General features: G+C 69.8%; 12 protein-coding genes. 6 read left to right on the forward strand and 6 right to left on the reverse strand.

Translation table 11 applies throughout. The features are described from left to right. Window positions 1-852: sensor domain-containing protein (locus WU80_RS15805; protein ID WP_197285993.1), on the forward strand; the 852-nt coding region annotated here is incomplete at its 5' end. Window positions 853-886: 34 nt separating this feature from the next. On the opposite strand, the gene WU80_RS15810 is transcribed toward WU80_RS15805, so the two are convergent. Next, window positions 887-1,471 (reverse strand): hypothetical protein, encoded by a 585-nt coding sequence (locus tag WU80_RS15810; RefSeq protein ID WP_055403723.1) that lies wholly within the window; start codon window positions 1,469-1,471, stop codon window positions 887-889. A 302-nt stretch (window positions 1,472-1,773) separates the two neighbouring features. Further along, window positions 1,774-2,907: an adenylate cyclase regulatory domain-containing protein gene (locus tag WU80_RS15815; RefSeq protein WP_082459885.1), complete on the reverse strand. Its 1,134-nt coding sequence runs from the start codon at window positions 2,905-2,907 to the stop codon at window positions 1,774-1,776. Between the two features lie 100 nt (window positions 2,908-3,007). Between WU80_RS15815 and WU80_RS15820 the strand changes: the two genes are divergently transcribed. After that, a complete protein-coding gene (locus WU80_RS15820; RefSeq protein WP_055403721.1) occupies window positions 3,008-3,499 on the forward strand; it encodes a DNA-deoxyinosine glycosylase in 492 nt (163 codons plus the stop codon). Here the strand turns inward: WU80_RS15820 and WU80_RS15825 are convergent. Next, window positions 3,494-4,885: an amidase gene (locus WU80_RS15825; protein ID WP_082459884.1), complete on the reverse strand. Its 1,392-nt coding sequence runs from the start codon at window positions 4,883-4,885 to the stop codon at window positions 3,494-3,496. The genes WU80_RS15820 and WU80_RS15825 overlap by 6 nt on opposite strands. 47 nt (window positions 4,886-4,932) lie before the next feature. Here WU80_RS15825 and WU80_RS15830 point away from each other — a divergent pair, with 47 nt between their 5' ends. The 3 genes from WU80_RS15830 (at window position 4,933) to WU80_RS15840 (ending at window position 9,826) form a co-directional block, all read left to right on the forward strand. After that, entirely contained in the window at window positions 4,933-5,361 is a 429-nt protein-coding gene (locus tag WU80_RS15830) for an HIT family protein (protein ID WP_055403726.1), read from the forward strand. Window positions 5,362-5,371: 10 nt separating this feature from the next. After that, a complete protein-coding gene (locus tag WU80_RS15835; RefSeq protein ID WP_055403719.1) occupies window positions 5,372-5,818 on the forward strand; it encodes a nitroreductase family deazaflavin-dependent oxidoreductase in 447 nt (148 codons plus the stop codon). 84 nt (window positions 5,819-5,902) lie between these two features. Then, window positions 5,903-9,826: a bifunctional diguanylate cyclase/phosphodiesterase gene (locus WU80_RS15840; RefSeq protein WP_082459883.1), complete on the forward strand. Its 3,924-nt coding sequence runs from the start codon at window positions 5,903-5,905 to the stop codon at window positions 9,824-9,826. On the opposite strand, the gene WU80_RS15845 is transcribed toward WU80_RS15840, so the two are convergent. From WU80_RS15845 to WU80_RS15855, 3 genes are all read right to left on the reverse strand, one after another. Next, a complete protein-coding gene (locus tag WU80_RS15845) occupies window positions 9,823-10,854 on the reverse strand; it encodes an LLM class flavin-dependent oxidoreductase (protein ID WP_055403718.1) in 1,032 nt (343 codons plus the stop codon). The two genes, WU80_RS15840 and WU80_RS15845, sit on opposite strands and share 4 nt — an antisense overlap. A gap of 118 nt (window positions 10,855-10,972) precedes the next feature. Further along, window positions 10,973-12,091, reverse strand: a complete 1,119-nt coding sequence (locus WU80_RS15850) for an FAD-binding protein (protein WP_055403717.1) — start codon at window positions 12,089-12,091, stop codon at window positions 10,973-10,975. Continuing rightward, window positions 12,088-12,915, reverse strand: coding sequence for a uracil-DNA glycosylase (locus WU80_RS15855; RefSeq protein ID WP_055403724.1), 828 nt, complete (start codon window positions 12,913-12,915; stop codon window positions 12,088-12,090). Before WU80_RS15855 ends, WU80_RS15850 begins: the two co-directional genes overlap by 4 nt. 62 nt (window positions 12,916-12,977) lie before the next feature. Between WU80_RS15855 and WU80_RS15860 the strand changes: the two genes are divergently transcribed. After that, window positions 12,978-14,219, forward strand: a complete 1,242-nt coding sequence (locus tag WU80_RS15860) for an MFS transporter (protein ID WP_055403716.1) — start codon at window positions 12,978-12,980, stop codon at window positions 14,217-14,219.

A 14,219-nucleotide genomic window follows, 5' to 3' on the forward strand; every position in this document is an offset into this window, starting at 1 on the left:
GGTCAGGGGGCGCCGCAGTGGCGGCCCGAGAGCGGTCCGATTCCGGCGGCCAGCCACACCCCGCCGCCCTATTACCAAGCCCCCAACGCCAATTGGGGCACACCGCCGCCGCAGACCCCGCAACCGTTCACCGGCGCCCCCGCCTGGAACCAACCCCCACCCAAACGCCGCAGCCCCTGGCCCATCGTCGCCGCTCTCGCGGGGGTGCTCGTCTTGGTCGCCGGCGCCGTGGGCATCTGGCTTCTCGTGCGGCCCAAGCCGGTGCCGCCACCCGACCCGATACCCGCCGAGCGCCTCAGCGCGCTGTTGCTCGGCGCTTCCGACATCAACTCCGTCATGAGCTCCTCGACCATGGAGCCCGGCAAACCCATTCAGGCGATGGACACTTCGGCACTGACGGTGTCACAGCCCGACTGCCAGGGAGCGCTCTACACCACCCAGAGCCCGGTGTATGCGGGCACCGGTTACTCGGCGGTGAGCGGGCTGGTGTCGTCCGAGCCCGGCGACAACTACGACCATTGGGTCAACCAGGCCGTCGTCCTGTTCCCGTCCGCCGACAAAGCCAAGGCCTTCCTGCAGAATTCGGCGGAGAAGTGGAAGGGCTGCGCGGGCAAGACGGTGACGGTGACCAACAAGGGCAAGACCTATCGGTGGACGTTCGCGCAGCTGCAGGGCGCGCCGCCGAAGATCGCCGTGCTGGACACCCAAGAGGGCGCCGACGGCTGGGAGTGCCAGCGCGCGATGGGCACGGCGAACAACGTCATCGTCGACATCAACGCCTGCGGGTATCACATCAGCGATCAGGGCACCCAGATCGTCGACAAGATCGTCGCCAAGATCGACAACGGCTAGCGCGGCGAATTCAAAGCCCCGCTGGCGCTTCGGGTTACGACTGCAGGTCGGGTCCCTCCGCGCGCAAATCGTCGACCGCCGACATGGCGCTGCGCAACTTGGCCAGCCATTCCTCGGCGTGCTCGCCGACCAGCTTGACCGACCATGCGAGCGCGTCGGCGCGGGAGCGGGCGACGCCCGCGTCGACCAGCGTGTCGAGCACCTGCCGCTCCGGCTGCTTCAATCGGGTCATCACCGGAACCGCGATGTGGGTGAACAGGATTCGCTCCGCGCCGGCCTTGGAACCGACTTCGACGCCCCAGGACACCTTGCGGCCGTAGCGGTCCTGCGCCTCGTCGGCGATGCGCATGCGCTCCGAACGGGTCTCCTCGCGGAACCGCGACGCGCGCCCTTCCGAGCGGGCCTCGGTTTCCTCCTTATCCGAGCCCTGGGGCTCGGGCAGCCGTCCGATGACGGTGATCTCTTCGCGGTCGACGATGACCGTCGGGTCGCCGTCGAACCAGCTTTCGGGCAGCCGCCCGGCGAACCATTCGGCGGCGCCACTGGCGTCGGGTTGCTGGGCTTGCTGCCAGCCGCCGGGGCGGCCGTAGCGCCGCCCGTGGGTGTGATGCGATTTCATGATTACATGATTACACCGTTACAGACACAATGGAATGGCGTTCACCCCGGGCGAACGCCGCCCCGTGCGTCGTGGCGTCCGCGCGCCGGCTCGACGGCGCGCAAAAAGGCGCTTTCAGGTGCGGAGAACCCGTTGATATGGGCTGTGGGAAGTTGTATTTTTGGTAGCGAAGCAGGCCCGGAAACGACCAATTCCAAGCGCCGGAAGTCAGGGTAGAAAACCGGCCGCGTAGGACCCGCGCATGACGGAGTCACACGCCCCCAGAGTCGTCCGGGCCTGCCCATGTGTACGGGGTCCCCGGCTCAATCGCCGCCGTTGGACCCGTCGCCCCGGCGAACCCTGAACAGCTTCACCTCGTTCTTGATGCCCTTGAGGCGGCGCGCGCCGGCGAACGACCCGTGGAACTCGCCGGTGTCGCCGATCGTCTCCCAGACCGAGTCCGCCGCGAGGACGGTGCCCGGGCGCGCCACATTGGTGACCCGGCTCGCGACATTGACCGGGCTGCCGAACCAGTCGCCCGCCCGGCTCACCGCCATGCCGGAAGCCACGCCCGCTCGCAGCCGCGGGAAATCGTTGTCGCTGTCGACGGCCTCGACGAGCTTCACCACCACGTCGAGCATGGGCAGCGGGTCGGGGCAGACGAACATCGCCGCGTCACCGATCGTCTTGACGAACCGCACGGGCGGCACGGTGATGTCTCGCGCGAGGACGGCCAGCCGGTTGGCCAGGTGCCCCAGCTCCTCGGCCGACACCGCCTCGCCGATCCGGGTGAAGCCGACGAGGTCCGCGAAAGCCACGGTGATCTGGCGGGCCCCCGGCAGCGGCTGGCCGGCGGCGCGCTCCGCGGCGTTGACCGCCTCGGTCTCCATCATGTGGCGCAGCTGCATGAACAGCATGTGCTGGATCATCGGGCCGAGCATCGGCGCGATCTGACTGACCAAAGCCTTTGACGCTTGGGCGATTTCGAGCTCCGTGGCGCCCGGCCGCATGATCGTCGACAGGGCGGCGTACCGCATGACCTCGGCGGCGCGGGACAGGCCCTCGGCGAGCACCCGGACCACCAGCACCAATTGCTCGGGGTCGAGGCCCAAGTCGACGAACCGCTGGGCGAAGGCGGCGGCCTCGCCGTCGGCGCGCATGTGCACCACCGCGTCGGGGTCGTCGACCCGCACCAGGCCGATGGCGCGCTGCACCTGCTGCAACAGCGCCAGGTCGACGCCGTACGTCTCGCTGATCTCGCGGGTGGAGACGTAGGTTCCGTCGCCGCCGATGAGGTGGCGGGTGGCCAGCAGCAGGGGTGGGTTGGTTGCCCGGATCTCTTCGCGGCTGATGCCCTGCTCGAGCAGCCACCGCACCAATTCCGCCCGCTCGGCGCGGGCGCTGCCCTCGAGCCCGTCGAGCAGATCGTCGATGTTGGCCTCGGCCCCGTCCTCCACCCGGCCAACGTACAACGGGCACCGCGGTTCGACAGAATGCCGAGTCGATCGCGAGCGCGGCGCAGCCGGGCGAAGCGGGTCGGCGGCAGAATATCGACTCGTGAGCGCGCCGCTGTTGCGAGGATTCCCGCCGGTCGTCGACGAACACGCCAGGGTGCTGATCCTGGGCTCGTTTCCCAGCGCCCAATCCCTGGCGGTGGGTCAGTACTACGCCAATCCGCGAAATGCGTTCTGGGCGATCACCGGTGCGCTGTTCGGGTTCGACACGGCGGCGGCCTACGAGACGCGGCTGGCCGCGCTCCAGTCGGCCGGGGTGGCCCTGTGGGATGTGCTGCGCGCCTGCCGCCGACGCGGCAGCGCGGACTCGGCGATCGAGCCGAAAAGCTTGGCGGTCAACGACTTCCGCGGACTGTTCGCGCGGTACCCCGCTATCGCGCGGGTGTACTTCAACGGCGCCAAGGCCGCCGAGCTGTACCGGCGGCTGGCTGAGCCCAACGAGCGGGTCGACTATCGGAGGTTGCCGTCGACCAGCCCGGCGCACGCGGTGGCGCCGGCCACCAAGCTGGCGGCGTGGAAAACGATCACCCTATGAGACCGGCGGTCGCCGGTGGGCCCACGGCCGGGCGGATTCGATCTGCGCGGCCAGCGACAACAGCGTGGCTTCGTCGTACGGCCGGCCCACCAGCTGCACGGCGATCGGCAAGCCGTCCCCGTCGAAGTCCCACGGCACCGCCGCCGACGGCTGCCCCGTCAGGTTCCAGACCTGCTGGTAGGGAACGCGTTGCGCCACCGCCAGCAGGGTCCACACCGCACCGTGGCGCTGGTAGGCACCGATGCGGGAGGGGCCCGTCGCATTGCCCGGCGTGAGGACCACGTCGACGTCGTCGAAGATCGACTGAATCCGGGCGTTCACCGCGGGCTCCGCGTCGCGGAGGGCGGTCATCCGCCGGTCGGAGAAGAAGGAACCGGCGCGCGCCACGTTGCGGGTACGCGCTTCGAGACGTTCGGGGTGGGCCAGCGAATCGGCGTCGTCGCTGATGCCGCGCAGATACCGGGGCAGGTAATTGGTCATGATCGCCGACGGCGGATAGTCGGGGTCGGCGGTGATCACCTCGTGGCCCAGATCGCGCAGCAACGCGCCGGCCTGTTCGACCGCCGTCAGCTGCGGCTTGCCTACCCGGACCGGCAGCGGCGTTGGCGACTTGGTGCTCAAGGCAATTCGCAGTTTTCCGGGCTCGCGCGTCGCCGCGGCGACGAACTCCCCCTCGGGCCCCGGCACCGTCGACGTCGCATCGAGGAACAGCGCGGCGTCCAGCACCGACCGGGCCAGCGGACCGTTGACGCTCAGGCCGTGCCAGGCGTCGTCGTGCGGCTCCAACGAGACCCGGTCGCGTTGCGGTTTGACGCCAAACAGGCCGCACCAGATCGCCGGAATGCGAATGGAGCCGCCGCCGTCGGAGCCCAGCGCCAGCGGAGCCAGCCCGGCGGCCACCGCGGCGGCGCTTCCGCCGCTGCTGCCGCCCGGCGTGCGCTTGAGGTTCCACGGGTTGCGGGTGGCACCGAAGGTCAGCGACTCGGTGTAGGGGAACATCATCAGCTCGGGCACGTTGGTTTTGCCGATGATGACGGCACCCGCGGCGCGGAGCCGGTGCACCACCTCCGCGTCGGAGGCCGCCGCCGGCCCGTGCCCGCCGCTGCCGTACGTCGTCACCTCGCCGGCGACGTCCACATCGTCCTTTATCGCGATCGGAACCCCGAGCAGCGGCAGCCGCTCGCCCGCGTCCAGCCGCTCCTGCGCGGCGGCCGCCTCATAGCGCGCGCTGTCGGGGAGAACGACGCGGTAGCAGCGCAGCTGGCTGTCCAGCCGCGCGATCCGGTCCAGGTAGATCTCGAGCAGCTCGGGCGCCGTCAGTTCACCGTCGGCCAGCATCCGCGCCTGGGCGGCCGCGCCTGCGAAGGCAACGTCGCGAGCGTCCACTGCGGCAGCGTATCCCCCGCTTCGGGCCAGCCAGTACCGTGGGCGACATGTCCTGCGTGTTCTGTGCGGTCGTCGCCGGGGAGGCCCCGGCCATCCGGATCTTCGAGGACGACGACTTCCTGGCGATCCTCGACATCCGCCCCTTCACCCGCGGACACACGCTGGTGATCCCCAAACGGCACAGCGTGGATCTGACCGATACGCCGCCGGAGACGCTGGCCGGCATGATCACCATCGGCCAACGGATCGCCCGCGCCGCCCGCGCGACCGAATTGGCCGACGCGACCAACATCGCCATCAACGACGGCAGCGCCGCCTTCCAGACGGTATTCCACATCCACCTGCACGTCCTGCCCCGCCGCAACGGCGACAAGCTCTCGGTCGCCAAGGGGATGCTGCTGCGGCGCGACCCCGACCGCGAAGCCACCGGGCGCATCCTGCGGGAGGCACTGGCCCGCATCGACGCCAGCCAGTAATACTGGGCGAATGGCGCTTCCGTCCTGGGTCGAGCAAGGGTTACTGCCCCAGATTCTGCGTGTGCACGACAACGTTTATCGCAAGACGAACGGTTGGATCGGTCACCGCATGCTGTTGATACCGAGCCTGCTGCTGCACACCGTCGGCGCCAAGACGGGCCAGGCCCGAACGGCGGCGCTCACCTACGCCCGCGACGGCGACGACTACCTGATCGTCGCGTCCAAGGGGGGCGACCCGCGCGCACCCGGCTGGTATCACAACCTGCGCAAGAATCCGGACGTCGAGATCAACGTCGGCCCCAAGCGTTTCGCCGTGACGGCCCGGCCGGTGCTGCCGGACGACCCCGACTACGCGCGGCTGTGGCAGATCGTCAACAAGAACAACGGCGACCGGTACAAGGCCTACCAGAGCAAGACCTCGCGGCCGATTCCGGTCGTGGTCCTGACGCGGCGCTGACCCGAAGCCAGCGTGGAGGTTTATTCTCCACTAGCACGCGGTGAACAGTTAGCTCACCGCACGGCGGGATCGGCTGGAGCGGGCATGAAACCCTGGGCGGGAAATCCCTGGCGGCGGCTCGGGGTTTCCGCACGCCTCGGATGGCTGCACGCCGCTACGTACAGTTTCGCGGCCGCGCTGGTGGTCGCCTCCTCCGTCGCCGGCTGGGAGGGGGCGTACGCGACCCGGCCGGTCGACGAGATCGCCCTCGCGATTTGTTTGCTGTTCGGGGCGGCGTGCTCGGGGCATGCGGCGCGCGCCGCGACCGGCCGCCAGCGGTACGGCTGGCTGGCGATGGTGACGGCCCTGCTGGGCTGGGCGGTCGGGGAGGTCATCTGGGCGGTCTACGACGTGCGGCCGAGGGTCGCGCACGCCACGGACCCCGCCGCCGCCGAGATCGTGCTGCTGCTGTGGCCGTTCGGCGCCATCGCGGCTCTGGTGCTGTTGTCGCGCGTGTCCCGCAACAGCCCGCGGCGACTGGTGCTGGACGGGCTGATCGTGGCGACGTCGCTGTTCGTGGTCTCGTGGGTGTTCGTGCTCGACAAGCAGCTCAGCGAGGACACCGGGTCGCGGGTGACGACGGTCGCCGAGGTGTTCAACGACGTCGTCCTGCTGACCATGGCGATCCTGCTGCTGGCGCGGGGCGTTTCCGGCGACATCCCGAGCCGGAACCTGCTGGCCGGCGGCGTCGCGACGATCAGCGTCTCCGACATCGCCATGGTCTTCAAGACGGGTATCGGTAGCTATCAGGTCAGCGACCTGGTCGACCTGGGCCGGGTCGCCGGGTTGGGAATGATCGCGATGGCCGCGCTGGCCAGCGTCAATGAGTCGCCGCTGCCGACGTCGCGCGCCGAGGAGATCCGGTCGCGAACCCGCCTGTGGTTGCCCTACCTGCCCCTGCTGCTGGCCTCCGCGGTCGGCTTGGGCCGCGCGGTGGGCTACATGGCGCACGGGCCGCTGCTGTTCGCGCTCGGGGTTCTGGTGGCGGCGGTGCTCGCGCGGCAGCTCGTGGTGTTGAGGGAGAACCAGAGCCTGTTGGCCGAGGTCGCGCGGGAGGCGTTTCGCGACAGCCTGACGGGTCTGGCCAATCGCGCCTATTTCTTGCAGCGGCTGGAAGAGGCCGTCGCCCGCCGGAGTCGGGAGCCCGCGCCCATCGGGGTGTTGAGCCTGGACCTTGACGACTTCAAATCGGTCAACGACGCCCTCGGCCATCCGGCCGGCGACGAATTGCTGGTTCAGGTCGCCGGGCGGCTCACCGCCGTCCTGGACGGCGAGTGCGTCACCGCTCGCCTCGGCGGCGACGAATTCGCCGCGCTGTTGGAGGGTTCCGTCGAGGAGTCGCAGGCCGCGGCGGAACGAGTGCTCAAGGCGTTCGACAGCCCGATCGTGATCGACGGCGTCCCGATCCCGGTGCGACCCAGCGTCGGCTTCACGGTGGCCGCCGCCGGGACGGACTGCAACGTCGAACAACTGCTGCGCCACGCGGACCTGGCCATGTACACGGCGAAACGCGAAGGCGGGCAATGCGTTCGCAGCTTCGTGCCCGACCTTCCGCTCGCGTACTCGTTCGCGACGGCCCAGAACACCGAACCGGCCGAGGGGGCGGCCGGGCTCGCGGAGGCCGGGACCGAGCCGGCGCTCAGGCGGGTCGTCGAGGTGGCGACGCCAAGACCGGCGCAACCGCCCGACAGTATCGACGGCATTCGGTGGCCACCGACGCCGATCCGGATTGCCTTGGCCGTCTTGGCAATTGGTGTCGTCTCGTTCACCGTGACCAGCCTCCTCTTCCCGAACGCCAGCCACAGCGTCTTCTTCGCCAAATCCCTGTATTCGGCGTTGAACCTGCTGGCGGCCGCGCTGATCGCCGTCCGCGCGTACCGACTCAGGGCCGACCGGCTCGCGTGGTCGCTGATCGCCGCCGGCATGGCAGTTTCGGCGCTCGGTGACGTCGTCTACGCGGTGTGGGTGCCCAACGGCCAATCCCCATCGGTCGCGGACCCGGAATACCTGGCGTTCTATCCGTTCGTCTTCGCCGGCATCTTGCTGCTGATGCGATCGCACCTGCGGCGGGTGCCGATGCCCATCCGCCTCGATTCCCTGGTCTGCGCGTTGGCCGTGGCGGCCGTGGGGGCGGCGCTGCGGGCCGGACCCATGCACGCCGCCGCGGCCCGGGTGCCGGCGACCGTGCTGGTGGGTCTGGTCTATCCGTGGGGTGATCTGGTGCTGCTGGCCCTGGCCGTCGGCATGCTGCCACTTTTGGGCTGGCGCAACGAATTTCGCTGGGCCTTCCTCGTCGCCGGGCTGGTGGGTTTCGCGATCGCGGACACCGCCTACCTCTTCGAGACTTCGGCGGGCTCGTACCGGGTGGGCACCACGCTGGACGCGCTCTGGCCGGCGTCGTCGCTGCTGGTGGCGATCGCCAGCTGGGCGCGCTGGTCGTCGGCGGCGCCGACGCCGCGGCGCGGCCTCGCCTCCTACGCGGTGCCGGTGACGTGCACCGTCGTCGCGCTAGGCGTCGCGGTCCTGGGGCACAATTCGCGGCTCGCCTCGACCCTGGCCGCGCTGAGCCTCGTCGCGGTCGCCGCGCGGTTCTCGGTGACTTTCCGGGACGTCAGCCTGCTGGCCGAAAGCCACAAGCAGGCCATGACGGACCAGTTGACCGCCCTGCCCAATCGTCGCTCGCTGGCGACCGCCCTGACCGCGCTGTCGACGTCGGCGTCGCCGGGCAAGGCGTCGTCGCGCCGCGCGCTGCTGTTGCTGAACCTGCACAGGCTCCGGGAGATCAACGACTCCGTCGGCCGCCACTTCGGTGACGAGCTGCTGTGGCACATCGCAAACCGACTCACGCACAACGCCCGTCGCGACGATCTGCTCGCGCGGGTGAGCGACGAAGAATTCGCGATCCTGCTGGGCGAGGGGTCGGACCTGGCCGCCGCGCGCGGCCAGGCGGGCCGGCTGCTCGAAGGCATGAGCATCCCGTTCGAGTTGGATGCGATCAGTGTGCAGATCGAAGCCTGCATCGCGATCGCGCTGTACCCCGACCATTGCGACCATCCGCAGGAGCTGTTGAATCGCGCCGAGGCGGCGATCCCGCACGCCAAGTCCGCGATCAGCAAGATCGCGGTGTACGAGTCCTCCTTCGAGATGGATCGCGACCACGATCCCAACCTGGTTCGCGAGCTGCGCGCCGCGCTGATCGACGGCGACCAACTGACGGTGCATTACCAGCCCAAGGTCAACGCGGCCGACGGGAGCGTTCACAGCGTCGAGGCGCTGCTGCGCTGGCAACACCCGACCCGCGGCCTGCTGTTGCCCGAGGAATTCCTGCCGACCGCCGAACGCGCCGGCCTGATGCGCACGGTCGCCAACCGCACCATCAACCTCACGCTCGAGCAGATTCGCTCCTGGCGCGACGGGGGGATCCCGCTGGCGGTCGCGGTCAACCTGTCGACGACCAACCTGCTCGACCTCGACCTCGCGGTCACCATCGAACGGCTGCTGCGCACTCACGGTTTGCCGGCCGACGCACTGATCATCGAGATCACCGAGAGCGCCCTGGTCGACTCGGATCGCTCCCGCAACACCGTCGCCGCCCTGCAGGTTCTCGGGGTTCGCATTTCGGTGGACGACTACGGCACCGGATGGTCGTCGCTGGCCCGCCTGCAGGACGTGTCGGTCGACGAGCTCAAGCTGGACCGGCGATTCGTGGCGCGGCTGGCGCAGGACCCCCGATCGGTCGCCATCGTCGAGTCCACCGTGGACCTGGCGCAGAACCTGGGCGCCGATCTGGTCGCCGAGGGGGTCGAGGACGAGGCCACGCTGCGCGCGCTGCGACGTTACGGCCGCATCATCACCCAGGGCTTCGTGCACAGTCCGCCGTTGCCGCCGGACGAGCTGCGGCGCTGGATCACCGGCCGGATGTCGGCCGCCGAGGATGTCGATCCCGACCGGTCCGCCGTGACGGACTAGAACAGTTCCTTGGCCAGCAATTCCAGGGTCGCCACCCGCGCCGGCCCGGTGGCCGGGTCGGTGCCGCGGCGGGCCGAGGCGACCGGGTTGACCATCACCTCGTCGACGTCGAACCGCTGCGCAAGGGCCCGCAGCTGTTCGGCGGCCTCGGCCGGCGTGCCCAGGACCGCGCGTCGCAGCCCGCTTTCCACGATGTGCTGTTGCTGCGGCGTCAGCTCCGCGCCTTGCGCCTCCTCGACCAGCGGCACCGGCCCGAGGGGCTGGCCGGTGCGCAGCTTCGCCATGATCTGCAGGTTCGGCAACATCAAAGCCGTTGCCTCGTCCCGGGTTTCGGCCACGGCGGCGTTGACGGTAAGGAATGTCACCGGCTCGGCCGCGACGGCGCTCGGCTTGAACCGGGACCGGTAGACCTCGAGGGCCTCCTCGGTTCCGTTGCCGGAGAAGTGATGTGCGAACACATACGGAAGCCCCTTGGCGGCGGCCAGGTGCGCCGAGTACATCGACGAGCCCAGCAGCCACAGCCGCGGCTCGCCGGCCGCCGCTGGGGTGGCCTTGAGCCGGTAGTCCCCCGAGCGCAGCGGCACCACCACGCCGCGCGCGCTCATCAGCGCCGCGACGTCGTCGAGGTAATCGGGGAAGCGCTCGATGTCTTCGTCGCCGCGACTCCCCCGCAAGGCGTATGACGTGACGGGGTCGGAGCCGGGCGCCCGGCCGATGCCCAGGTCGATGCGGCCGGGGGCGGCGGCCTCCAGCAGCGCGAACTGCTCGGCCACCGCCAGCGGCGCGTGATTGGGCAGCATCACACCGCCGGACCCCAGCCGCAGCTGCGTGGTCTGCGCGGCCAGGTAGGCGATCAGCACCGGCGGGCTGGTGGCGCCGACGGACGGCATGTTGTGGTGCTCGGCGACCCAGTACCGCGTGAAACCCAGCCGATCCGCGGCCTGCGCCAGCTGCACGGTCGCCGCGAGCGCGTCGGCGGTCGTCTGGTCCGTGCGCACCGGGACCAGATCAAGGACGGAAAGTCGCACGTTGGCGTCAACGCCCTTCGGCTCGCGAACGTTCCCGGCTCGGTGGCGCGAGCAGACACAAAATCGCACGCCCGCGCGGCGTGGCGGGTGATTTTGCGTCTGCTCGGCCGAAGGGCTGTCAGTAGTCCTTGAGGGTTATCGAGCTGACGATGCGGTCGAAGACCTCCTGCGGTATCGGCGCCCCGCCCGGGATGTTGTCGACCACCAGCCACTGGTTGCGCTTGACGTAGTCGTTGAACTCCTTGTGGTAGTTGGCGAACCCGAGTTCGTAGTCGTCACCCGCGGCCGCCAGCTCGCCGGCGAGAATGTAGGCGCCCAGCAGGGCGACGCTGGTGCCCTGGCCCGACAACGGCGAGCAGCAGTATCCGGCGTCGCCGACCAGCGCGACCCTGCCCTTGGACCAGCGATCCATTTTGATCTGCGACATCTCGTCGAAGTAGAAATCGGGGGCGCTGCGCATGTATTCCAGCAGCTGGGGACGCACCCACCCGTCGTCGGCCATCCGCCGTTCCAGCTCGGCGAACTGCGCCGCGGTGTCGCGGTAGTCGATCCGCAGGTCGGCGTCCATGAAGCCGAGCATGGCCCGCGCCTCGGTGTTGTTGCGCGCGCTGTAGATCCCGGCCATGGTGGCGTCCCCGTAATGCCAGGTTTGCCAGTGGTCCAGGTCGAGGAAATTGGGCACCGTGAAGATCGCCGCGTGAGTGCCCAGCCGCTCGATGAACTGCTCCTCGGGGCCGAACACCAACCGGCGCACGTTGGAGTGCAATCCGTCGGCGCCGATGACCAAGCCGAAGCTGCGCGCGGGGGCGCGTTCGAAGGTGACGTTGACGGCCTCCCCGTCGTCGTCCAAACCCGTGATGGTGTCGTCGAAGATGTATTCGGCCGTCCATTGGCTTGCGCCGTAAAGCAATTCGACCAGATCATCCCGCAGCAGCTCGATATCGGGGTTGTCGATGAGCCCTCCGGTAGGGGTGGACTCCGTGTCGCGGGACAGTTCGTTGCCGTCGCGGTCGACGACGGAAGCGCCCCGAATTTGCGTCTTGCGCTTCTGGGCGGCGGCCAGCAGGCCCATGCGTTCCAGCACCCCCAGCGCGGGCCCGCGCACGTCGATCGCCTGACCGCCCGGCCGCGGCCCGGCGTGGCGCTCCACCACGGTGACCGAATAGCCATGCCGTCCAAGCCAATAAGCCGCCGTCGCACCGGCCACACTGGCGCCGGAAATCAGAACGTCGGTCACTTGATACCTGCCAGCCTCTTTGCGTCGCGGAACACGTCGTCGAGCATTGCTGGTGTCAACCTACCGGTAAACATGTTTTGCTGGCTGGGGTGGTAGCAGCCGAGGAGCCGCACACCGGGCGCGAATTGCGCCACCACCCCGTGGCCGAACCGCGGCTTGCGCATCGCGGTCGCGCCCGGCAGCCGCAGCGCGATTTGCCAGGCGAAGCCGCCCAACGCGACGATCGTCCGCACGTGCTCGGCCACCAGCCGCCATTCGGCCTCCAGCCAGGGCCAGCAGGTGTCCCGCTCCGCCGGCGTCGGGGCGTTGGCCGGGGGCGCGCACCGCACCGGCGCCGCGATGCGAACCCCGTTGGCCCGCAACCCATCCGCAGCGTCCACGCTGGTCGGTTGGTTCACCAGCCCGGCCCGGTACAGCGCCGCGTAGAGCTGGTCGCCGGACCGGTCGCCGGTGAACATGCGCCCGGTGCGGTTGGCGCCGTGCGCGGCGGGCGCCAGCCCCACGATCAGCAGCCGGGGCCGCTCGGACCCCCAGCCGGGCACCGGCCGGCCCCAATACGGCTGGTCGGCGAAGGCGCGGCGTTTCAGCACGGCCACGTCCTCGCGCCAGTCGACCAGCCGCGGGCAGGCCCGGCACACGCTGATCAGGGCGTCGAGTTCGGCGATCGACGCCACGTGCGGCGCCAGCGCGGCGACCTGTGCCGCGTCGGCCGCCACCGGGGTCCGCGGGGTGGCCGGATCCCCCGGCCATCCGCTGCCGGGAACCACCGGGGAATCGAAGGCCTGACCGGTACGAGGGTGGGCGAGCACATGAACATCCTGCAGTAGCCGGAAAAAATCGGTCGCCGCCAATACCGCCTTGGCGCTAGATTCAGCCGCGATATCCCATGAAAAGCGGCGGCCCGACGTTCCTCATCCTGTTCGCCACGCTGACGGCGACTGCGGGTACCGGCATCTCGATCGTCGCGTTCCCGTGGCTGGCGCTGCAGCACCACGACAGCGCCAAGGACGCGTCGATCGTGGCCGCCTGCATGACGCTCCCGCTGGTGGTCGCCACGCTGGTCGCCGGGACCGCGGTGGACTACTTCGGGCGCCGCCGGGTCTCGCTGGTCTCCGATGCGCTGTCCTGCGCGGCGGTGGCCGCCGTGCCGCTGACCGCCTGGTTTTTCGGGTCGGCCGCGATCAACCTGGTCGAGCTGGCCGTGCTGGCGTTTCTCGCCGCCGCTTTCGACCCGGCCGGCACGACGGCGCGCCAGTCGATGCTGCCGGAGGCCGCCGCCCGCGCCGGCTGGTCACTGGACCGCACCAACAGCATCTACGAGGCGATTCTCAACCTCGCGTACATCGTCGGCCCGGGCATCGGCGGTCTGATGATCGCCACGGTGGGCGGCATCAACACGATGTGGGTGACCGCCGGGCTGTTCGGGCTGTCCTTCCTGGCGGTCGCGGTGCTGCGGCTCGAGGGCGCCGGCAGGCCACACCACGCGACCCGGCCCGAGGGGTTGGTGTCCGGCATCGCCGAGGGCCTGCGATTCGTCTGGAACCTGCGAGTGCTGCGCACACTGGGCCTGATCGACCTGGTCGTGACCGCGCTGTACCTGCCGATGGAAAGCGTGCTGTTTCCCAAATACTTTTCCGACCACCACCAACCGGCGCAGCTGGGTTGGGCGCTGATGGCGCTCGGGGTCGGCGGCGTGGCGGGCGCGCTCGGCTACGCGGCACTGTCGAAACACACCCGGCGACGCACGGCGGTGCTGACCGCGACACTGACCTTCGGCGCGGCGACGGTCGGCATCGCGTTCCTGCCGCCGTTGCCGGTCATCCTGGTGCTCTGCGGGGTCACTGGCCTGGTCTACGGGCCGATCCAGCCCATCTACAACTACGTTATGCAGACCCGGGCCCCGCAGCATCTGCGCGGCCGGGTGGTGGGCGTGATGACCGGCCTGATGTACGCCGCCGGGCCGTTGGGGTTGCTGGTGGCGGGTCCGCTGGCCGACGCCGCCGGGCTGCGGGCCACGTTCCTGGCGTTGGCGGTGCCGATCCTGCTGGTCGGCCTCATCGCCTGCGGCCTGCCGTCGCTGCGGGAGCTGGACCGCGCGCCGGAAGTCGCCGCGGATTCCCCGCGGTGA

It is taken from the genome of Mycobacterium sp. UM_11 (assembly GCF_001414075.1).
GTDB lineage: Bacteria > Actinomycetota > Actinomycetes > Mycobacteriales > Mycobacteriaceae > Mycobacterium.